15 protein-coding genes and 1 pseudogene are annotated in these 23,721 nt (G+C 34.6%); 3 read left to right on the forward strand and 13 right to left on the reverse strand.

All coding sequences use genetic code 11. The features are described from left to right. The first annotated feature begins 144 nt into the window (after positions 1 to 144). Positions 145 to 1,116 (forward strand): helix-turn-helix domain-containing protein, encoded by a 972-nt coding sequence (locus E0W73_RS08285; RefSeq protein WP_135221616.1) that lies wholly within the window; start codon positions 145 to 147, stop codon positions 1,114 to 1,116. Between the two features lie 17 nt (positions 1,117 to 1,133). Continuing rightward, positions 1,134 to 2,159: a helix-turn-helix domain-containing protein gene (locus E0W73_RS08290; protein WP_135221617.1), complete on the forward strand. Its 1,026-nt coding sequence runs from the start codon at positions 1,134 to 1,136 to the stop codon at positions 2,157 to 2,159. Positions 2,160 to 2,460: 301 nt separating this feature from the next. On the opposite strand, the pseudogene E0W73_RS08295 reads toward E0W73_RS08290, so the two are convergent. The 12 genes and pseudogenes from E0W73_RS08295 to E0W73_RS08350 all read right to left on the reverse strand — a co-directional run. After that, positions 2,461 to 2,676 (reverse strand): annotated as a pseudogene (locus tag E0W73_RS08295) (OmpA family protein); the annotation flags it as partial. 103 nt (positions 2,677 to 2,779) lie between these two features. Then, a complete protein-coding gene (locus E0W73_RS08300) occupies positions 2,780 to 4,108 on the reverse strand; it encodes a gliding motility-associated C-terminal domain-containing protein (RefSeq protein WP_135221619.1) in 1,329 nt (442 codons plus the stop codon). Between the two features lie 668 nt (positions 4,109 to 4,776). After that, positions 4,777 to 5,520: a rhamnogalacturonan acetylesterase gene (locus E0W73_RS08305; RefSeq protein ID WP_135221620.1), complete on the reverse strand. Its 744-nt coding sequence runs from the start codon at positions 5,518 to 5,520 to the stop codon at positions 4,777 to 4,779. A 90-nt stretch (positions 5,521 to 5,610) separates the two neighbouring features. Beyond that, positions 5,611 to 6,954 carry a glycoside hydrolase family 28 protein gene (locus E0W73_RS08310; RefSeq protein ID WP_135221621.1) on the reverse strand — a complete coding sequence of 448 codons (1,344 nt, stop codon included), beginning with the start codon at positions 6,952 to 6,954 and terminating at the stop codon, positions 5,611 to 5,613. Between the two features lie 22 nt (positions 6,955 to 6,976). Beyond that, positions 6,977 to 8,977, reverse strand: coding sequence for a pectate lyase (pelA, locus tag E0W73_RS08315; RefSeq protein ID WP_135221622.1), 2,001 nt, complete (start codon positions 8,975 to 8,977; stop codon positions 6,977 to 6,979). Positions 8,978 to 8,984: 7 nt separating this feature from the next. Beyond that, positions 8,985 to 10,580 (reverse strand): glycoside hydrolase family 43 protein, encoded by a 1,596-nt coding sequence (locus E0W73_RS08320; RefSeq protein ID WP_135221623.1) that lies wholly within the window; start codon positions 10,578 to 10,580, stop codon positions 8,985 to 8,987. Between the two features lie 87 nt (positions 10,581 to 10,667). Further along, positions 10,668 to 11,891, reverse strand: coding sequence for a glycoside hydrolase family 88/105 protein (locus tag E0W73_RS08325; RefSeq protein WP_162847679.1), 1,224 nt, complete (start codon positions 11,889 to 11,891; stop codon positions 10,668 to 10,670). Between the two features lie 22 nt (positions 11,892 to 11,913). Continuing rightward, positions 11,914 to 13,131 (reverse strand): glycoside hydrolase family 88/105 protein, encoded by a 1,218-nt coding sequence (locus E0W73_RS08330; protein WP_135221624.1) that lies wholly within the window; start codon positions 13,129 to 13,131, stop codon positions 11,914 to 11,916. Positions 13,132 to 13,159: 28 nt separating this feature from the next. Beyond that, on the reverse strand, positions 13,160 to 14,098 hold the full coding sequence (locus tag E0W73_RS08335; RefSeq protein WP_135221625.1) for an alpha/beta hydrolase: 939 nt from the start codon (positions 14,096 to 14,098) through the stop codon (positions 13,160 to 13,162). 98 nt (positions 14,099 to 14,196) lie between these two features. Continuing rightward, a complete protein-coding gene (locus E0W73_RS08340) occupies positions 14,197 to 15,870 on the reverse strand; it encodes a RagB/SusD family nutrient uptake outer membrane protein (RefSeq protein ID WP_135221626.1) in 1,674 nt (557 codons plus the stop codon). A gap of 12 nt (positions 15,871 to 15,882) precedes the next feature. Continuing rightward, complete coding sequence (locus tag E0W73_RS08345) at positions 15,883 to 19,014, reverse strand: SusC/RagA family TonB-linked outer membrane protein (RefSeq protein WP_135221627.1); 3,132 nt, start codon at positions 19,012 to 19,014, stop codon at positions 15,883 to 15,885. 35 nt (positions 19,015 to 19,049) lie between these two features. Beyond that, complete coding sequence (locus tag E0W73_RS08350) at positions 19,050 to 20,486, reverse strand: glycoside hydrolase family 28 protein (protein WP_135221628.1); 1,437 nt, start codon at positions 20,484 to 20,486, stop codon at positions 19,050 to 19,052. Positions 20,487 to 20,773: 287 nt separating this feature from the next. On the opposite strand from E0W73_RS08350, the gene E0W73_RS08355 reads away from it, so the two are divergent. Beyond that, on the forward strand, positions 20,774 to 21,802 hold the full coding sequence (locus E0W73_RS08355) for a LacI family DNA-binding transcriptional regulator (RefSeq protein WP_135221629.1): 1,029 nt from the start codon (positions 20,774 to 20,776) through the stop codon (positions 21,800 to 21,802). A gap of 266 nt (positions 21,803 to 22,068) precedes the next feature. Here E0W73_RS08355 and E0W73_RS08360 read toward each other — a convergent pair whose 3' ends face one another. After that, positions 22,069 to 23,691, reverse strand: a complete 1,623-nt coding sequence (locus E0W73_RS08360; protein WP_135221630.1) for a UxaA family hydrolase — start codon at positions 23,689 to 23,691, stop codon at positions 22,069 to 22,071. Between the last annotated feature and the right edge of the window lie 30 nt (positions 23,692 to 23,721).

The following is a 23,721-nucleotide window of genomic DNA, read 5'->3' on the forward strand; positions in this document are numbered from 1 at the left end:
GCTCTGTGATACAATAATGGCAAAATAGAGTCTTACTTCATTATTACCCAAAAAAAGCTCCTCATCTCACAAGATAATCTACAATTGAAAATCAAATACTTATCAAAAAAAAATATTAATTTTATAATATTAAAAACATCTTTAATGAAAATAATTGAACATTCATTTGGACCTGATCTTGATTGGTTACCGCATTATGCAGAACAATTGGGGGGCAAAATAGATGGGAATTTTATAATAGCTCCTGATAATGGTATCAGATATATATTACCATGTGGAGAAGGTATTTCGGCTTTTTATGTCGATGTAACTTACAATTCAGACTTTCATAAAATTCAGAAAAACAGGGACACAGATTTTATAGGTTTGTATTATAATCTTACTGATGGAGAAGCTACTTTGACCGCAAGAGACTTTATGTACAATGTCAGCAGATGGCACTATAATCTAAGTGTTATCGATGGTCTTATTAATACTGATTATGTAGTAAAGTCAGGTAGCCGAACTTACGGATTGGCAATATTTATCAAAAAAAGCATAATAGAATCTTATGCGAAAAAAGAGAATATAGTTATCAATCAAATTGAGGAAATCACCAACCCGGAGAAAAATACAATTATTAGGTTTGACAGGATGAGCTATGATAGCTATTATATTCTGGAGGAACTGCATAAGCAAAAAGTTGGCGGACCTATCTTTGATTTTAATCTTGCTGGTACCGTTCATTTACTCATATCTAATTATTTACGAAAATTATCAACCAATAAAATAATTCTACAAACCGTTAATCAGACCGATTTAAATAATATAATCCTGATTCAAAAATATCTTATAGAACATGCTGAAGAAACATTTCCAAGTATAAAACAAATGGCAGATATGGCAAATATGTCTGAATCGAAGTTCAAAATTCTATTTAGAAAAATTACTGGGTCTACACCTAATGTATTTTTTATGGAAAATAAACTTATAAAAGCCAAAGAACTTTTAGAAGAAAAACAGTATTCCATATCGCAAATTTCAGATAAATTTCATTTTACCAATAATTCTTATTTTACATCTAAATTTAAAGAGTATTACGGACTATCACCTAAAATTTTTATAAAACATTTATAGCTTAAATACCACATACTATGAAAAGGATTACGCATTTTTATAGTTTAACACCAGAATGGCAGCATTCTTTTGCTAAAGAAATGGGAGGAGAACTTATTGATAATAAAATCATTGTCATTCCAGAGGACATTGGCCATGGCTATTCTTATTTTACTCAGGTTACACCAGGAATCTCTGTATTATATGTCGATTTTGTATTAGATACACCTATAAAAATAACAAGACAGAAGTCTGATAATGAATTATACATTTTCCATTTTGATATGAGTGAACATGTTAATCTAATACGAATCAATAAAATAGATTACAGAATTGGTACTCACGAAGATTTAGGATTAGCCATTATCGACAACAAAATGAAAAGCACATTTAAGCCTGCAGTTGGAGACAGAACATTAGCAGTAAGACTTTTGGTAGACAAAAAGCTTTTGGATGAGTTTATAAAAACACATCCTTCGGAAGAACATGGAAATCGAAAAATAAGCGTTCCTAAAAAATCGCTTTATTATTATGATCATATTGACAGCCATAGCATGCTATTGATCAGATCCATAAAAGATCGCTCAGTTTTTGACAGTTCATTCGAGTCATATCTAAAAGGTATTTCATTACGTCTGTTAGGTAATTTCTTGGATCGTTATGAACATTCACAAGCTGTAAAAGATGAAATAACCGATGTAGAAATTGAGTCTGTAACCAAAACTCAAACTTATCTTTTAGATAATTTGTACAATCCTTTTCCTTCAGTGCCGTTTTTATCTAAAATGGCAGGGATGTCACCTTCAAAATACAAAATGATTTTTAAGAAACAGTTTCACAATACTCCGAAAAACTTGTTTATTGAAGAGAAAATGATTCTAGCAAACAGACTACTGCAAAGCGGTGATTATAAAACCTTAACAGAAGTAATTTACGAACTCAATTACAGCAAGCTGAGTTATTTCTGTTCAAAATACTATGAACTTTTTCACAGAAAACCAGCTGATGATTTGGTCAAAAAAAAATACAATCAAAAATGCATTACTAAATCTACATTACAATAAGATTTTAAATCAAAAAAGGATACCTAAAAAAATGGTATCCTTTTTTTCTTATCATTAATTCAAATTACATCATTTGGTTGTAATATTTCCTGTGACATAGAAAAATCCCGTGTGATGAGTAAACGAATTTCAATTTTAGTCAAGCTCCACACAATCATGAATGCAAAATATCCATCTGGATATGTTCTAATACACGTAAAATATCTCGCGCGAATTTTGGTGCCAATTATCATCATCAGCGAGCGTAAAAGTACAAGCAAAAAAGGGTTGTCTAAAACTTTTAGACAACCCTTTTACTATCTTACTTATTGTTTATATGAACTATAAATTCCGAACGTCTATTGGCTTGATGCTCTTCTTCTGTACATTTTACTCCATTAGAACAACCATTTATTAGGCGAGTTTCGCCATATCCTTGGCTGGTGAGCCTTTCTTTACTTATACCATGATCAACAAGGTAATCTACTGTAGCACGTGCTCTATTTTCAGACAACTTCATATTAAATTCATCTCTTCCAGAGTATTACCATCTGCAACAAAATACAAAACCACAATTTTATCGACATAACTATTAATGTTTCATTACTTAAAAATTGATTTAAATTCTTTAAACAAGAAGATTATTGATTGTTTATATACAGATAACCAGTCTGCTGAATTCCTTTTTGACCATTATTGTATCTAAGTATATAATAGTATGTTCCTGTCGGCAGTTTTTCATTTCTATTTATTGTAGCACGTCCGTCTGAATATCCTCTAAACATATTATCACTTTCGTTATACGATTTTGCTTCGAACACTTTTACACCCCACCTGTTATAAATCTCAACAGTATTATCTGGATACTTATCAATTCCTTTAATATGAAATGTATCATTGATACCATCATTATTTGGCGAAAGTGCATTATACACAACTAATTCATTTGGTTGGTCTTTTTTATCCACAAGTGCCATAGTAAACATGCCATATCCGCTTACTTTTCCCATTAACAACTTTGTATAACCAGCACCTTTACTTCCTTCGCTAATACGGTCGCTTACAGCACTCTCTTCTCTAACCCACTTAGAAGAAGCTTCATCCCATCGCACCATAGTAACTTCTGTTGTCTTGTCATCATAATCAAAAAATTCAGAAGGTGTGGTATGAGTATCTAATGTCAGGCTTAATACAATTTCGTTTGTTCCTTTGTCGCGATCAACATTCCAGTATTCAGTGTTATTAATAAGTTTTATAGTTACATCTTTATTTGAATGCGGATGAATTGGATCAGAATTTTTAAGAAAATATTGCGCTGTGTAAGAATCGTTTGCATCTGCTCCAACTGCATGGTATGATGGTCTAAAATAAAGGTCATCGCCAATAGGAAACTCAAAGGCATCAACACCTATTTTTTGCACTTTGCCATCCACAAAACTCAAATCGCTGGCATCTGTGTGCGAAGCATATTCGTTGAATATCATAAGTCCATTAGTATCACCATCAATAATCCCATTAGAAAATTCCGCGTTTTTATTAACGGATATTGCTGTCGATAATCGAAAAGGAATTAATGCACTCAGGTTTTCAAAAAGAATATTCTGAAAGTTTGAAATTTTTGAGCCTTTGATTTGTTGTGCTTTTTCTCCAGTAAAAAATGTTTTACCATTCCCTATATTAGTGTAGCTTACTGCTCCGTCATTTGTCCAGTTTTCAAAAATGTGAACTTGACCGTCATTGATAAAATTTCCAGATTCTTTATTGTTGTAATCCATGTAAACAGAAAGTATTGTTCCTTTTTCCACTTTTACATCTCCAGTATTTACAAACTGGGCATTACTATTTACAGAATAAAGGAAAACGGCCAAACAACCTGCACAGTATAAAAGGTTGTTTTTAAAATTTGAAGTATTTTCTGCCTTTTCTAACTCTCCATGCATTATATTTAAAAAAGTATCTTTTTTCATCATTTTATTTACTAAATAGCAGTGCAAAATTATAGCAAGCAAAATTCTGAAATACCAACTAAAAGTTTTAAGTGTATTAAAATAAGTCAGAATAAAAAGTTTGCAACAAAAATAAAAATAATGAAAATCAATGATTTAAAACATTTTTTTTACTTCTACTGTAATTACTTTTTGAATTTCTTTCCTGTCACTTTGGATAAATAAATTAGAGGGAGTCTGACAAAGCAGGTTTATCATCATGTAAAAATCAACTTTATTCGATTGGTTTCAAATTAAAGTTATTATATAAATGCAATCTATTCCAGGCACAAAGGCCACTATGGCTATAGAAGGATAACTAACTAAATTTAACGTATCGGAGAAAAATTATATTTAACCCAAATCATTAATGAGGAAATAATCAATTATTATGAACTGGCCGAAGAATCAAACTTAGGCTAAAAGGAATGAGCCCGATAAAACATCGAGCTTATTGTTATCAAACTTAAATATAAATTTGTTTAAACTTTTGGGCGCAGTCTAAAATGAGACAGCCTCGTATATTTGGGCACTTATCGAAGAAATTTTCCATTTACGCAATTCTCAATAGTTTGATTTTACTTTTGAGACAGCTTCTTCCCTAATTCTTAAATTCATATTAAGTATAATAACACCTAAACATACCAATAACTTTATCTAATGCCTTTCTTTAATTTCTCTAAATAGGAATCTTCTAATTTTTTAAGCTGGGTAATAAATATCTGTGCTATTTCTGTAGCCCCTTTTAAAGAAAGATGCGTGTCATCTGCCTTATCTTTGTCATAATAAGCATTTTCTCCTGCTTTGAAATGCAAATGCAATAGCTTAGATTTTTCTGGACCATAAGATTGTTCTAACGATTCTGTATGGTATTCTAAATCTATAAATGGAACTTTGTATTCCTGAGCGACTAAACGGGTCTCTAACGGATATTCACCATGAGTAGGCACTAATACTCCTTTATCATTAAAATTGCGTCTTGCTATTGAAGTTAACAAAATTGGAATTGCGCCTTTTTCCCTGCTTTCTTTGACAAAGCGTATTAAATTATACCTGTAAGCCGTGTGCGGATTGGTATAGCGGCTAGGGTCTTCAATCTTTTCATCGTTATGTCCAAATTCTATCAAGACATAATCTCCTTTTTTAAGTTTATTGTAAATTGAATCCCATCTTTTTTCAGCTATAAAACTTTTGGTACTTCTTCCATTTACTGCTTTATTAACTATTACAATCTCATCCTTAAAAAAAGACTGTAACACTTGCGCCCATCCATGTTCCGGATTTTTATCTGGATCTTTTTTATTGGCCATAGTAGAATCACCAATACAGTAAACTGTTGTTTTTTGGGCGAAGCTTAGGGAAGTGATTAAGAACGTTAGTAAAATGTATTTTTTCATTTGATTATTTCTTTTTAAACGATGGATATGCTAGGCTTACGCAAAGTATGCTAAGGTCTTTGTCTCTTTATTTATTAATTTCTATTCAATTTAATTTTTCGAAACCGCTGTTGGTACGCTGGCTCTTTTTCCGATAAAAACATCCGTCATCAAAACATTTTCAGCATTTTCGTTTGACAATGCATTTTTAGCTTCTTTGATTTCGATATTACTTAAAGAGACATTTTTGATTTTTTTATCTGCAAATCCCTGAATCACGATTCCTGACTCTGATGCCTTGTTGCAACTTATATTAGAAAAATGGATGTTTGAAATCTCCGATTGATACCCTTTTCCTTCTCCATGATAATTTGCTGTTATGTATAAACAATCTTCCACTTGGTCTAAATTAATATTTCTAACAAATACATTTTTAATAAAACCTCCCCTGTCTGCATTCGTCTTCAGATAAATACCTCTTTTTAAATATCCAGAAGTTTTACAATTTTCAACAAATACATTTTGTACGCCAGCAGACATCTCACTGCCGATTACGACCCCATGAAGACCTTTAAAATTACAGTTTCGAATGACAATATTTTCGCTTGGCGTTGTACTTGCTCTTCCTTCATGATCACGACCCGCTTTTATAGCAACATTATCGTCGCCATTATCAAAATTAACGTTTTCAATCAGAACATCTTTAGCGTATTCGGGATCAATTCCATCATTATTATGGTTCAAAGATTTATAGCTGATTCCGCGAATTGTAATACTCTGTGATTTTAGAAGATGTAAACACCAAAAAGGCGAATTCTCTATACGTACATTCTCCACCAAAATGTTTTTACAATTTAGAAATTGAATCATCTGTGGTCTTAAAAAATAACCTTCACCGAATTTTCGATTTTGAACTGGAACACTGGTATGATTCATCTCGCGACTTAACTCCTTGCCTTTTCCTTCTTTTTCCTTAAAAGTTTTCCATGTTTTTCCTCCTTCTCCGTCAATTGTTCCCTCACCTGTTATCGCAATGTTTTCACAATCAGCTGCATAAATTAATGGACTATAATTGTACAACATTGTTCCTTCCCAACTGGTTAAAACCATTGGAAGATAATCTTTCGGATTGTCGCTGAATTTAATTTTCGCACCTTTTTCAATCTTCAAATTTACATTACTCACAAAATGAATTGGACCGTTTATTTTGTAAACTCCCTTCGGAACTATTATGGTTCCTCCTTTATTCTTTTTGCATAGTGCCATGGCTTTTTCAAAAACCTTTTTGTTGTCTGTAACAGAATCACCTTTGGCTCCTAGTGTAGCAACGCTTATCTGATAAGCAGGAATAACAGGAAGCTGAATTCTCTCTACAATAGTCGAAACTTCTTTCGACGGAAAATTATTCTGTGCAAATGAAGTACAACAAATCAGTAAAAAAATCAAATTTTTCATAATATATAATTTAAAAAAGAACCTATTTTGAATACCAATTTCCGCTTTTGTCGCTTAGAATTTTTTCTGTAGAATACTGCTCAGCCTGTTTTTTAGAAAGCTGATGAGACCATTTTACCCTATTAGCAGGCTGAAAACCTTCTCCTTTACAGTTGTATTCTGCATAAAAACTATTTTTCTCGGCTTCTGGTTTTGACCAGTTCTCCCAACCTTCTGCCTTAATCTGTTTTCCCATCTCGCAGTTGATATAGACCGTTTTAGCATAAATACGCCATGGTCTTCCGAGATATACAGCTTTGGCCTCTGGATTTGAGGTTAGCTTGCATTCTTTAAAAACAAATCCGTATGGAGTTCCTTGCGGTGTCGAGGCTGCTGTGATATACGAACTTTTAATACTGTGAATAATACAATCCTCAAATACGGCAGTAGCACTCCCAAATATAAAATCTGTAGTTCCCTCAATGTAACAATCCTTAAAATACTGTTTCGCATCTTTCCCAGACAAATACAACGTATCCTGATTCCCTAAAAGATTGCAATTTGAAACTTTTACACGATTTGCAACAACAGACAAAGCAATTGCCTGTCCGCGATCTCCCGAAGCATTTTTTATTGTTAAATTTAAAACCGCACAATCATCTCCCTCTACCAAAACAGTATAGGTATAAAAAGTACTGTTTCTGCCTAAGGCGATTTTTGAAAAATTATCATCGAAGGTTATTATAGTATTCTCTTTGCTTTCGCCTTTTAAAATGACGTTTGTATTCCATTCTGGAATTCGGACTTTTTCATTGTAAGTTCCATTTTTTACAAATATGGTTACTTTCTCATAAGGAAAAGCCGGACATGCATATATGGCGTCTTGAATTTTTGTAAAATCACCAGAACCATCCTGTGCAACGGTAATAAGAGTAACATTTTTTTTATCTGAAGTACTTACTTTTGTTCCGTTTTTTACAGCCCAGTCTGGAAATTTCTTTAAAACCTCTCTAGGAGCCTCAGAATACCAAGAATAACCGTTTCGTCTTTCAGAGCCAATTTCATCGATAGATTTTTTCCTGATTCCGTCGCGGTCGCAAAAGAAAGGCTCATTGCTCTCTAAATCCATAAATCTAGCCCAAATTGGAGCTCCATTTGTAACAGGAATCATCTTTTTGTCGATGATTTTTCCTGCGTCATTCAATACTTTCTTTTCTTCTAAATTGGTGATTTTTGTTTTTTCGAACCAAGCTACCGCACTTTTTACGGCTGTAATCACTTCAGGCGAAGGTTTATCGATAGACATCAAAAGCAGCGTAATTCTTGCCGATTCGTGGCCACTCAAAGATACCAGTTCAAAAGCTCTGGCTTTTGCCGGCAATAATGTTACTTCGTCATGTTGCGCACACCAAGCTGTTAAAACACCATTTTGTTTGTATTGCGTTTTTAAGATACAATCGATGCCTTTATCAAAGGCTTTTTTACATTTGTCAATCACCTCTTGAGACGGCTTTACACTGTAATAATTTGTCTCTTGTGCAATGTTCTTAATGACATTCAGAATGCTTACCATAGAATCGTCATTATAGGTAATATGCGTATAATATCCTTTTTTAAGAGGATAAAACTGTGGCCACCCTCCATTTGCATATTGGGCTTCGAGTAAATAGTTCAGCCCTTTTAAAAATGACTCTTTATAGCGCTCGTCTTTTGTTTGCTCATACATTTTAGACATAAAAAGCATTTCCTGAGTTGTTGCACTATTGTCTGTTGTAGTTTCAACCGCAGTGTTTTTAAGAGCCAGTAAATCTTTCTGTTGCTTTTCGGAAAGCTCCTGTTGCATCTGAATGTTTTTTGGCCATCCGCCGATATCTCTTTGATATAGCAAAACATTTTCTGCTATTTTTTTTGCTTCGTCAGTACCAAACCAAGCTGATTCATTCTTGCGAATAATTTCTGACCAGCTTTTATACTTATTTTGTGCCTTTAAGCCTAAACTTAAGCAACATACCAGTACTAAAATACTTTTCTTAATCATTTTCATTAGCTTGTTATTTTGTAACTCTAAACCAGTCGACGGCAACATTTCCTGAATCGTTGGTGACCTTTTCTCCTAATGCAAAAAGACCAACTTTAGCGCCGATCCATTTTCCTTCTACAGCAGTAAAATCATTTCCAAGTTTCTCGTAATTTTTGTCGTCAAAACTGTAATAAAAGCTACAGATTGCACCTTTTTTGACTTTTACTCTTAAGTAAATTGTGTTTTCTGTTATTGAAATTGGTTTAGATTCTGATTCTGAAACGGTCTTATTAAAAGTTCCTGTTTTTTGACTTAGATACAATTTTCCATCATTATTTTTTAAAGATAAATAACTGTAGTCCAATCCCATTATAATCAAACCTGTAGATTCACCATTTATTCTTGAGTTAAATGTTAATTTTGTTGTAGCTGTAAATTCTTCTGCGGGAAATTTTTGCAACAACAGATTTGGCGCATTAAAAATATTTTTACTGTTGACCGTAGGCTGGCAATACAAATTCAAATACCCTAGACTTGTCGTCATTCCCCAATTGATTTGCTTATTGGCCTGCCACTGCCATTGCAGACCTAATTCAGGAGTATTGAATTCATCTGATTCGGCAGGTGTTTCTATGCTATACTTTTTTCCTACGTTAGGTTTTTTAAAAGTCGTAACAGGCTCTCCAATTCCGTTTTTATCGAAATCCTGCCCCATTACAGGCCAATCATTTACCCATTTCATTGGTTGCAAATGAACGATACGTCCATAAGCGCCTTTATCTTGAAAATGAAAAAACCAATCTTCACCTGTCTGAGTTGTAACCCACGCCCCCTGATGCGGGCCATTTACATTTGTTGAACCTTGTTCTAAAACTTTTTTCTTTTCATAAGGACCAAAAACATTTTTTGATCTTAAAACTGTCTGCCAACCAGTAGGAACACCTCCTGCTGGAGCAAAAATGTAATAATAATTATTCCTCTTATAGAATTTTGGACCTTCAATTGTTCCTTCTCCCTCATGACCGTCAATAACCATCACTTCATCATTATTTACTTTAGTTCCATCCGGACTCATAGTACAGACAACCAGCAAACTTTTAATCTGTGCACGGCTACCTGCAAAGGCGTGTACCAAATAGGCTTTACCATCATTATCCCAAAGCGGACTCGGGTCTATCAGCCCAGTTCCGGCTTTAACCAGAAGAGGTTCAGACCAAGGGCCTGACGCTTTTTTGGCTTTAATCATATAAATTCCAAAATCTGGATCAGGATAATAGATATAAAATTCATTGTTATGATAAGTGATACATGGCGCCCAGACTCCGTTGCCATGCTGAACTTTATCATAGGTTTGGAAAGGCGGCTGTTTGGTGAGTGCATGGCCTATTATTTTCCAATTTACCAAATCTTTAGAATGTAAAATAGGAAGTCCCGGAATACAATTAAAAGAAGAAGCTGTCATATAATAATCATCGCCTACACGTACCACATCTGGATCGGAGTAATCTGCGTGGAGAATCGGATTTGTATATGTTCCGTCTCCATTATCTGAAACCCAAACTTGAGCGTTGTTCTTCTGAAAAGACAAAAAATAAAGAAGAAAAAAGATGATTTGAATGTTTTTCATTTTAAAATGTTTGGCTTAATAAACTAAATCCCGACAGGTGTAAAAAACTTGACGGGATTAAGCTTATAGATAATTCACAATACTCTTTTATCTGTTCAATTCTAAAGCAGCCAAAATAAACGGACCTGTTGCTTTAGGATCATTGTCTTTTTTTCTCTCGTTTACATAATATTCGTAAGAACCATCACGATATGGAGTTCCTCCTAAACCAGCAACCTGACAGCAATTGGTTAAAGTTATTCCGCCATCTTCGTCTACTTTTTTAATCAATACTTTTGTAAGTCCGTCAAAAGCTTTATTAGCCAGTTTTTTATATTTTGCTGGTAAATATCCTTTGTTTGCTCCTTTGGCAAAAGCATACGAAAACATTGCAGAACCTGAAGCCTCTAAATAGTTGTCTTTTCCTCCTGCTCTGTCTGTAACCTGATACCACAATCCTGATTTATCTTGATATTTAGCCAAAGCTTCTGATGCGTTGTTTAAGTACTTAACCAACTCTTTTTGTTTTGGATGATCTTTTGGAAAATAATCAAGAACATCGACTAAAGCCATAACATACCAACCTAGAGCTCTAGACCAAAAATTTGGAGAATTACCTGTTTCTTTATTAGCCCACGGCATCTGCTTGCTTTCGTCCCAACCGTGGTACAATAATCCTGTTTTAGGATCTGTGGCATGAAGCTGAATCAATTCGAACTGTTTCGCAATATCATCTAAACTTTTACCATTTTCAAAAGTAACAGTATACTGAGCATAAAATGGTTCTCCCATATACAATCCGTCAAGCCACATCTGGTTTGGATAAATCTGTTTATGCCAAAATCCGCCGCTAGCTGTTCTTGGCTGTTCTTGCAATTGCTGACGTATCTGTTGCAACGCTTTTAAATATTTATCCTGTTTTGTTTCTGCGTAGATATCAAAAAGCAGACGCCCTGGTACAACTAAATCGATATTAAACTTGTCAAATTCGTATGTTTTGATAGAACCGTCTTCTTGCACCAATTCATCTACATAACCTCTCACATAAGCTTTGTATCTCGGATCTGGATTTTTTTTGTATAATTCTTCGATAGAATGCAAAACCAAAGCATGTACATAGTCCCATTTTGGTTTTTTCGCATCATCTAGCATATAAGATTGTGGATGGCGTTTCATTAAAGTCAAAGCCATTTTATCAGACCATTTCAAATTCTTTCCAATTACAATCTCCTTGTTTGCTGGTTGTTGTGATGTTACTTTACAACTTGTAATGGTCATAACGCAAATCATTAAAACCGACATAAAATAACGATTCTTTCTACTGTTCTTCATTTCAAAATATATTTAAATTCTACTATTTTTCTAATTCTAATGCGGCTAAAATAAATGGTCCCAAGCCATGCGAATTGTCCACTTTAATTTTTTCGCCTATATAATATTCATACGAACCATCTCGATACGGATTCCCCCCCAATCCTGCACTGGCACATACTTGAGTAATGTGTATTTCTCCGTCGGAATCTAGCGTAATTAATTCCTTTATAATTCCGTTAAAACCTTTTAAGGCTGCTTTTTTATAATTTTCTGGTAAATATCCCTTATTATATCCTTTTGCAAAAGCATAAACAAACATTTCTGATCCCGAAGCTTCAAGATAGTTCCCTTTTTTATTTCCTGCATCTGTAACTTGATACCACAAGCCCGATTTGTCCTGATATTTTAAAACCGCCTTGGAAATATCGTTTAAATACCGAATCAGCTCTTTTCTTTTCGGATGATCTTTCGGCATATAATCCAATACATCGGTCAAAGCCATCATATACCAGCCGATAGAACGTGACCAAAAATTCGGTGAAGTTCCAGTTTCCTTGTTTGCCCAGCCCATTTGTTTGCTTTCATCCCACGCATGAAAAAGAAGTCCTGTCTTTGGATCTAACGTATGTTTGTGAATTTCTTCAAACTGTTTTGCGATATCATCAAATGCCGTTCCATTTTCAAATACAGTAGTATAACGAGCGTAAAATGGCGCTCCCATATACAAACCATCAAGCCACATCTGGTACGGATAAATCTTTTTGTGCCAAAATCCGCCAGAATTTGTTCTCGGATGCGTGTCCAGCTGTTTTCTTAAAGTCTGCATCGCAATAAGATAGCGCTGTTCCTTTGTAGAATCGTAAAGGTCAAAAAGAATTTTGCCCGCATTAATATTGTCAATATTGTAATCCTCTAACTTGTAATTCAGTATTTCTCCTTTTTCATTTATAGCAGAATCAGCATAATCCTTTGCATATTCCAAATAAATCGGATTTTTTGTCTTCTTATACAATTGTTCAAAAGACATCATCGCTAGACCTAACTTATAGTCCCATTTAGGTTTTTCATTATTATCAATTTGCCATGCTTTTGGGGCTCGTTTCATGATAGAAAGAGCCATTCTTTCCGACCATTTCAATTGGTTAGAAATTACATTTTTGCTTTCCAGATTTTGAGCAGTGATTTTGCCATTCAAAATGAATAGAAAAGCAATAATACATTTTGTAAAATTGACTTTTATTATAACGGCTTTAGTCATATGTTTTACGAATTTTCGAGTATTCTAATTATTTAAAAATTCTATCTAAAAATTGTGTTGTGTACGAAACTGTTTGACTAAACCATGGCTCAAAAAACCAAAAAGAATGAGGTGAATCGGGAATAGTTTCTACCTTATTATAGATTTTATTGTTATTCAAAATCTTAATCATATCGTCTCTCCCTGCATGGAATCTCGGAATACTACTGCAAATAAATAATGTTGGAGGAGTATTTTTATCTGTATGTGTTAATGCAGAAGCCACTTTCCAAGTTTCTGGATTCTCATCTGATTTTCCTCCCAGCCAAAAAGCTGCCATATCTCCCTCTGATGATTCCGGATGCTTAAATGCCAAAACACCATCTACATCTATAATTGCATGCACTTTTGAAGAAGATTTACTCTTAAAAGATTTATCCTCAAAAATAGGATTGTTGTTTGTTGTACCAATCAAAGCTGCCATTTGGCCTCCTGAAGAACAGCCTAAAACCGCAATTTTGTCTGGGTCAACATTAAACTTTCCAGCATTCTTCTTTATAAATTTTATAGCATTTTTTACATCTATAACTCCTGTCGGATATTTGGCTTCTAGTGATAATCTGTACTCGATTGGAAAGCACGAATATCCTTTTGCTGCAATTTCTTTTGCTAAAAACTGCATCTGACTTTTATTTCCTGATCTCCAGCCTCCGCCGTGTATCATAATCAGACCTGGATTTTTCCTGTTCTTTTTATTTATGAAAGCATCAAAATGCAAAATTCGGCCTTGCTCCTGATTATAAATTATATCCAATTTCTCCTGAATATCAGGATTAGATTTTATTTGGGGAATTGTAATGAAGGGATACTTTTTTTGTAATTTATCATACGTGCTTTTAACTGTGTAAGACGTATCTACCTTATACTGCTGGCTGTTTGCTTTAAAAGCGATAAAAAGCACCAATAAAATTACTCTAATATTTTTCATTTTAAATTTTCAATTGTAGTTAAGAAAGGAGTTCGACAAAAGTCAAACTCCTTTTTAACTCTTCAAAAAACAAATAGTCTCAAAAAACTAACAAATTACTAATAACCAGGATTTTGAGGAAAATCTTTGTTTTGGTTTAGATCCAAAACAGATTGTGGTATAGGTCTTAATATTTTAAGTGCACCTCCAATACCAACAAAATTTGATGCCTTAATTTTATAATTATGAGCAGATGCTCTTGCAACAAGAGTTCCGGTACGTTTTAAATCAAACCAACGTTTATATTCTCCTAATAACTCTCTTCCTCTTTCATCTAAGATATAATCGATATTAAATTGTCCGATAGTTGCATTAGCCACTCCTGCTCTTCTTCTTACTTCATTCAAACGATCTAATCCTGTTGAAGGGACTCCAGCTTTTAAATAAGCTTCTGCAGCAATTAAATACGTTTCACCTAGTCTTGCTACAATAACATCTCTTGTACTAACTGGTCCCGTACTAGAAGGGGTAGTAGGGTCTGGATCATCAAATTTTTTAACTGGAATCGTGTAGCAATCTAAGTTTTTAATCAAAGTGTGAGCCGCAGAATATTCTCCCCAAGGATGGTATACAAACGTAGCTGCTAATCGGGAAGCATTGGTTGTCATCCATGCTGTTCTATCGGCCGGAGTAAACCATTTCGGCTCATAAAAATGTCTTACTTTTAAGGATGCCGGATTTGAACTTCTATAATACGGATAATATAAAACTGTTTTAGTTACTCCATTTGTAGTTTCAGGTCCTTCTAGAATTTCAGTCATAAAAGTAGCATCCCATCTCTTATCTCCTTTTTCATATAACCCCAATGCATAATCTGTTGGACATAAGTTGTAACTTCTTAAAGGAGCACCTGTTTCTGCTCCTCCTAAATATGAACTAAAATAGTAAAACTGATTATTTCCAAGTTTTGTTGGATCTGTGCTAGTAGAAGCTTTATCGTATTGGACAGAAAAAATAGTTTCTGCATTTAAATCGTTTCCTGGTTTAAACAATTGGTCCCAAGCAACATTCAATGCTTGTCCCGCTATTGCGGCATCAGCATAAGCAGCGGCTTTAGCGAAATCATCTGGTTTACCAAAGGTTTCATATCCTCTAGTTAGATAAACTTTAGCCAATAAATCGTTAACGGCTCTTTTATTTACTTTTCCTGCTGTACTGTAGGCAGCAGTTCCTGCATTTGCTAAAGCAAAATCAAGATCAGAAATTATCTGGGTATAAACTTCTTCAGCGGTGTTTCTTGTAAAAGAGAGAACTGGTGTGGTAATATGCTCATTTACAACGGGAACACCTCCATAAGTCTGTACTAATAAAAAATAAGCCTGAGCTCTTAAAAATCTTGCTTCACCCACCAAAGTGTTCAAGTTCGCTGTTTGTTCCGTTATAGTTGAGTAATAAATCGTTTTATTGACTGACTGAATCAATTGATAACAAGGAGTATACAAATCGGCCACATTCTCCGAAGAAGGGATCAAAAGCGTATACTGGCTTAAACCTGCAGGTTCTGGGCCTCTTCCTTCGGCATACATATCTGTTCCTGCTTCAAAAAGCCATGGATTTCCGCCATAAATACTTTTTAGCCAAGCATAATTAGTATTTATTAATAATTGAAATCCTGAAGCTGTCTTATAAGTTGCGTCTGCAGGTACATAAGAGCGGCTATCTTCTTCAATATAATCGCTGCATGAACTTACAGAAACAGCAATTATCCCTAGCATTATTATGATTTTTTTCATTAGATATCTTTATTAAAATTTAACACTTAACCCTAATTGCGTAGTAACTGATGCCGGACGGTTTACACCAAATGGTGAACTTGCCCACTCTGGATCGTAACCATCAAATTTAGTAAATACAAATGGGTCTAAAACATTCACATAAACTCTTAAATTACTCATTTTCAACCTCTTTAATAATTCTGAGTCGAATGTGTATCCTAAAGATATATTTTTGATTTTTACGTATGAAGCATCTCTATAATACCCGAACAAAGAGGTCCAATATGCACCTGCACCAGTTGCGACCGGTCCTGGTCTTGGATTAGTGTTGTTAGCATTTGCCTCAATACCCGTACCGTTTGTTGGAATAAAATAATCCATTGCCAATTTCTGACGTCCTCTGTCACTTACATCGGCAAAGTTTTGGTGGAACGTACTTAAAACTGTTTGCCCTTGACTTGTTATAACAGAAAAATTAAAATCAAACTGACCCACGGTTAACTTAGAATATAAACTTCCCTGCCATTCTGGATTTGGATTTCCGATTACAGTTCTATCATCTTGATTAAATTTTCCGTCTCCATTTAAATCTTTTGGTCTTGCCTGTCCAGGAGCCATTCCGTAAGATGCAGCCTGAGCTGCTTCGCTTTCTTGCCAAACTCCATCATAGACATAATTGTAATTTGGATTAAGAGGTGCTCCAAGTATTAATTTGTTACCAATATCACTTACTTTATCCTGATTGTATATTGACTCTAATTTATTTACGTTCTTAGTAAAAGTAAAGGTGGTTTCCCAATTTACTTTCGCACTTTTTATATTTTTTGTAGTCAATAATATTTCAATACCTTTATTACTAACCGAGCCAACGTTAGCAAAAGTATTTTTCCATCCTGATTCAGCTGGTAATTGTTGTTTATAAATCAAATCTTCAGATAATCTGTCATAAACGTCAATTGTACCAGAAATTCTGTTTTTTAAGAATCCAAAATCAAGACCTAAATTGTATTCTCTTGTTTTTTCCCATGTTAAATCAGGATTTGCTAAATTTTCTGACTGCCATCCAGAAACCACATTAGCGCCTGCTGCATAAAATGTCTGCTGGTTTAATAATGCCTGAGAAGTATAAGGAGCCACGTTATCATTTCCGGTATAACCTAAGCTGGCACGTAGTTTTAAATCAGAAACCACTGAACTATTCTGCAGGAAAGATTCTTTACTGATTTTCCAACCTAAAGCTACAGAAGGGAAACTCTGCCATTTATTTCCTTTTGATAACACTGAAGAGCCATCCCATCGTGTAGACGCTGTAACCAAGTATTTATCTTTATATCCATAGTTTAAACGAACTGCATACGAATTTAAAGTGTTTTTTGCATAAGATGATTTAACAACATAACTTGTTTGTACACCAGATCCCATATTATCAGTTCCTACATCAAAAGGCTGATTATTAGAATACAATGAAGAAAATTCATCTACATTTGAATACAAACTTTGTAATAACAACAAACTGAAATCATGCACTTCATTAAAAGTATGTTTTATGTCAACTTGATTGTCCCATGTGTAATTAAAGTTATTGAAATTTTCAAGTGTTGCAGAGTTTTTTCCATTTAGGGTTACACCTGCATTCGTTTGTGCAGTGTAGGCTTTAGAGTTTTTTGTATCCATAATTCCTGCTGCAAAAGTGGTCTTAAATGAAAGCCATTTTAAAGCCTGATATTGGAAGTAAGCATTCCCAACGGTCTGCCATGTTTTTTCTGTTTGAGAAGAATTAGCAATTTCCATTAAAGGGTTTACAGTTGATGTCTTATTAATTGCCCATGAGCCATCAGGATAAGTTAATTTTCCAGGAAGGAAAAATAATGTTCCCACTCTTTCATTTCCCGCTGCATCTACTGCCCATGGTGACATTAACGGACTCAATCTAAAAGCATCCTGCATGGCAAGATCACTACCTAGCTGGTTGTCTAATCTTGTAATTGTTACATTAACACCTGTCGAAAATTTATCGTTTATTTTATGATTTAGTCCTAACTTAAAAGAATATTTATCTACTGCATCATTCTCAATTAGACCTCTATCGCTTTGAATACCGAAACCTAAGTTATAGCTCAAACCAGATTCTGAACGTCCTGTAATGTTTAAATAATTATTTTCTGTCATTCCTGTTTTTAGCACGGCATCATACCAATCAAAATTGTAACCGCTATTAGCACGTGAAACCAATAAAGGACTTTGATTACCTGCCAATGACGCAAGTTGTGCCGGAGTCTGGGTCGCAGGTGTAGCGCTCATATAAGCTACTTGATGGAATTTCCACCACTCTTCTCCCGTCATCATTTTTGGTAATCTTGTTGCACTCTTATTTCCGTAAGAAGTATCGAATGTAACACTAATACCTGCCTTTGCACTTGTACCACTTTTTGTAGTTACTATGATAACCCCATTTGAACCTCTTGAACCGTAGATAGCCGCAGAAGAAGCATCTTTTAAAACGTCCATTCTGGCAATGTCCTGTGGGTTTAAGAAATCAATTCCATCCATAGGAACTCCGTCTACTACATATAATGGTGAAGATCCTACCATACTAGGATTGCTTGAATCTGCAATTAAGGAATTATTTCCACGAATAACTACCTTAAAACCGTCACCGGCACGACCTGATGAAGAAGATATCTGAACCCCCGGCGTGCTTCCTTGAATCGCCTCAAGCGGATTTACTGTATTTCTTTCTGTAATAGTTGCGGCACTAATTGTACTTACAGAACCTGTTAGATCTGTTTTCTTCACAGAACCATATCCAACAACAACTACCTCGCTTAATGCATTGGACTGCTCGGCAAGACTTACATTGATTTTTGATTTTCCAGCAACACTTACTTCCTGTGTCTGAAATCCTAAATAACTAATCACTAAAACCGCTCTAGGATTTGTGACATTAATTTTAAAACTTCCTTCAAAATCTGTCGAAGTTCCGTTTTTCGTTCCTTTTTCCTGAATGTTAACCCCCGGTAATGATAGTCCCGAAGCGTCTGTAATTTTTCCTTCGATTGTATTTGACTGCGCACTTGTATTATTACAGAACAGCAAATTCAGGAAAAATAAAAATGCGATCCTGCATTTTATATTTTTCTTTAATAATTGTTTAATACTCATAATGTGGTTACTTGTTTAGTTAAATTGATAGTTGTTTAGTTAATGGTTTCTACTTTTTTCTCATTGATATAGGTATTTATAAAATTTATATTTTTCACATTTTTTAATAAATAGACAGAATCTACTTTTTGTATTTTGACATTTTTGAGCGTAATGTTTTCTACTGGAGATTCTTTGTATCCCTCTGCCCAAACACTGTATTTACCTCCATTTTTAACATTGACATTTTCTAGACTAACATTCCTGATAACTGGAATGTAATTTCCGGTCTGTGAACCGTATACATTGTAAAACATGTTTAATTTTAAAACACATTCTTTTACAGTTCCAACTTCCAAATTTCTCACATAAATATTTTCGATAATTCCGCCTCTTCTTGAATTGGTTTTGATTCGGATGGCACGGTCTAGATTTGGACTGTCCATTACACAGTTTTCTACAAAAACATTATTTACTCCTGCTGATATTTCGCTTCCGATTACCACACCTCCGTGTCCATCAATCATTTTGCAGTTCTGCACGATAATATTTTTGCTCGGAATCGCTACTCTTCTGCCGTCAGCATCACGACCAGCCTTGATTGCAATACAATCATCTCCTGTATTAAAAGTGCAATTCTTGATTAAAATATTTTGTGAATATTCAGGATCGCATCCGTCGTTATTAGGACCATGGCTGTTTACTGTCACGCCGTCAATAATCATGTTGTTGGTTCTGATAGGATGCAGAATCCAAAAAGGAGAATTTATGACCGTGATATCTTTTACCAAAACCGTATTACAATCCATAAATTCAATAAAATTCGGACGAAGATATCTTCCTTCTCCAAAAACTCTTTCTGATACCGGAATCCCTTTCTCAGCCATATCTACCAAAACCTCGCGATTTGTTGGGTCATTTTGAGATGGAATTCCTTTTTTCCATCCATAATCTTTTCCTCCGGACCAGATCCACCAATTCGTACTATTTGCCTGGCCATTTAAAATTCCTTTTCCAGTAACCGCCACATTGGTTTTGTTTTTAGCATAAATCAATGGTGAATAATTCATCAATTCCGTTCCCTCCCATGAGGTATGAACAATTGGGTAATCTTTAGGATTAAGACTGAAAAGAATTTCTGCGTTATCTTCTAAATGAAGATTAACGTTACTTTCTAAATGTATAGGTCCCGTTGCATATTTTCCATTAGGAACAATTACTTTTCCTCCTCCATTAGACGCACATTCTTTTATAGCTTTTTGAAATGCTAATGTATTCAAGGTTTTTCCGTCGGCAACAGCTCCAAAATCGTTGATGTTGTAATTTTTATCCTGAAAATGAGTCTTTGGAAGAGTCTTAGCAACCAACTCCATTTCTTTCCATGGATCATTCGAAGAAAGCGAACCATTTTTTTGAGCGCAGGACACAAGTATTAAGGCAATAGCAGTTAATGAAACAATACCTTTTAATCTAACAAGCTTGTTCTGAATCATTGGGAAGTTTTTTTAGTATTTTATAACACAAAGCGTTATAAATCATGTAATCGATTACACGAAAATAGCAAATTTGTTCTCACTCACCAAATTTATTTAGAAAAAAAATGTATATTTAATTTTTATTACAAAAAATAATTACATTTAATGCAAAAAAACATATAATTTATTATCATTGTAAGACTGAAATCGTTTTAGCAAAAGCCTTTGGTAATCGATAACAATTTATATTGAGTTATGAAAAAAAATGTATTTTTGTCTAAAAATAATCTGAAAAACCTTTTTTAATGAGCGAAAAAGTAACCATTTACGATATTGCCGAAAAATTGAATATCACTGCTGCTACTGTTTCCAGAGCATTAAATAACAATCCTAAGATAAAAGAGAGCACTCGTGATCTAGTGTTAAAGACCGCTGCTTCTATGAACTACAAGCAAAACAAGTTAGCTCTAGCACTTAAAAGCGGCAGAAGCAATAATATCGGGGTTATAGTGCCTCGTGTAGACAGCAACTTTTTCGCATCGGTTATCAGGGGAATAGAAGAAGAACTTTATCCTCATGGTTATCAGGTAATTATTTGCCAAACTCACGAAAGTACGAAAAGAGAAAACGAAAACCTTCATACTCTCGTAGATGCTCAGGTTGACGGAATAATGATGTCGGTAACTGATGTATCTAATGAAAATGACAGTGCTTTTAGAAATGTTCTCGAAAAAAATGTACCTCTAATTTTCTTTGACCGAAGCAAGCATATCGAAGGGGTCAGTTCTGTAACAATAAACGACTTTAAAGGTGGTTACATGACTACCAAACATTTAATAGACGAAGGATGCAAATGCATTGCTCATTTATCGGGAGATCAATCACTTGAAATTTTTAAGAATCGTTTTTTGGGATACAAACAAGCTTTGTTGGATAACGGAATCCCATTTAGGGAAGAATATGTTATTTACGCAAAAAGTTCTGTAGATGCAGGAAAAAAAGCCGTCGATATATTATTAGGCTTAGAAACACCACCTGATGCCATTTTTTCTTCGAGTGATTTCGCAGCTCTAGGCGCTATTCAAGAGCTACGATCAAGAAACATAAGTATTCCGAAAGAATTTTGTGTAGCAGGATTTAGTAATGAGCCTTTTACCAAATTTATGGAACTCTCTATTACTTCTGTTGACCAATCTCCTCTTGAGATGGGAAGAATGTCTGCCCGTGTTTTCTTAGAGCAAGTGGACAAAACCGATACTATTAAAATCGAAAAAAAGGTAGTGCTTGCACCCGAATTACATATTCGCAAATCTTCTACACGAACTAACTTTTAATTTTTAGTGACCATATAAGTTGTTAAGCTCATTTTATAATGGGCTTTTTTTATGCAAGATTCGAAGATCGAAAGATTTATAGCGAAAGATAAATAGCTCTCTAAATATATGTCGCTCCGCCGGAGCTTTTGTTTGCCTGTCGTATCGCAATTCTATAGACATTTTGCTTCTCCTAAGCTTTCTCTAAAAAAAAGAGACGCACTACTGTACGCCTCTTAATACAAACCTTTGTTACTTTATATCTTTGTAACTTTGAATCTAAAATTTTAAAGCGAAACCCCTCTTTTCCAAGGAATAAAATCGTTCTGATTTAAAACAGCCGCTTTTGTTTTGATGTTTCCACTAGCAACATTAATAATGAACTCTAACATTTCATCTGCCATTTCGTCAATAGATTTTTCACCAGTGATAATTCCACCCGTATCAATATCAATAATATCAGACATTTTGTTTGCTAACTGAGTATTTGATGAAATCTTAACAACAGGAGCAATCGGGTTTCCTGTAGGAGTTCCTAAGCCTGTTGTAAACAGTACCATATTTGCTCCAGAACCTACCATTGCAGTTGTACATTCAACGTCATTACCTGGTGTACATAACAATGTAAAGCCTGGTTCGTTGATATATTCTCCATAGTCATAAACACCTGTAATTGGCGATGTTCCACCTTTTTTAGCAGCACCAGCCGATTTCATAGCATCTGTGATCAAACCATCTTTAATGTTACCTGGAGAAGGATTCATATCGAAACCTGAACCTGCATCAACAACTGTTTTTTCGTACCATTTCATCAAGTCCAAGAAACGTTTTCCATCCTTATCATCTATACAACGATTTACTAATTCCTGTTCTACTCCACATAATTCAGGAAATTCAGAAAGAATTGTAGTTCCTCCTAATGCAACTAAATGATCCGATAACACTCCCAATGTTGGATTTGCAGAAATTCCAGAAAAACCGTCAGATCCACCGCACTCTAAACCAATTCTTAATTTAGACAATGGAGCAGGCTCCCTCTTAATTTCGTTTGCTTTCTTAATAGCTTCGAAAGTATCTTTTACCACACTATTCAACATGGTCTCAATTGTTCCGATAGATTGCTGATCATAAATCAAAACAGGTTTCTTACTGTTCGGATTGATAGCATCTAAAGCTTCTTTGAAAATTGAAATCTGAAGATTTTGGCATCCTAAACTCAACACAGTAGCACCTGCAACGTTTGGATTGTTTACGTATCCAGCCAAAAGCTTAGCCAAACTGTGCGAATCTTGACGAATTCCACCACATCCACCTTGGTGTGTGATGAATTTAACTTCGATATTATTGAATAAATTAGCATCGTTTGAAGCCTCTTGATTTCCTGCTCCACCCGTTTCTGACTTTACCAAAGAACGCAATAGCAATTGATAATCGTTTTCTTTTGGCTTCATCAATTCTTTCTCAAAAATATCTTTTAAGATTTCGATGTTTCTGTTTTCACAAAAAACTAATGGAAAAAATAACCACACATTTTCGGTTCCAACCTGCCCATCTTCTCTGTGATAGCCCTGCCACGTTCTGTCTTTCCACTTGTCTACATTAGGAGCTGTCCAGCCGATAGTTTCAGTTTTACCTGTAACTTTATCACTTTCGTGTTTTACGTTTGCTGTAGAAAGTAAACCGCCTTTTTCGATTCTGGCACTTGCTTTCCCTACCAAAACACCATACATAATGATTCTGTCTCCTACATTAAAAGGAACCATTGCAATCTTATGTTTCATTTTTACATCAGACTCTACTGTGATTGATTGTCCTTCAAAATCAATCACTTCGCCTGCAGTAAGATCCACCAAAGCAACCGCAACATTATCGGTTGGGTGAACTTTTATTAATTTTTTCTGCGTTGCCATAATTAACCTTTGCTTTGTTCTTTGTTTTTT

The organism is Flavobacterium foetidum, assembly GCF_004634245.1.
Taxonomy (GTDB): Bacteria; Bacteroidota; Bacteroidia; order Flavobacteriales; family Flavobacteriaceae; genus Flavobacterium; species Flavobacterium foetidum.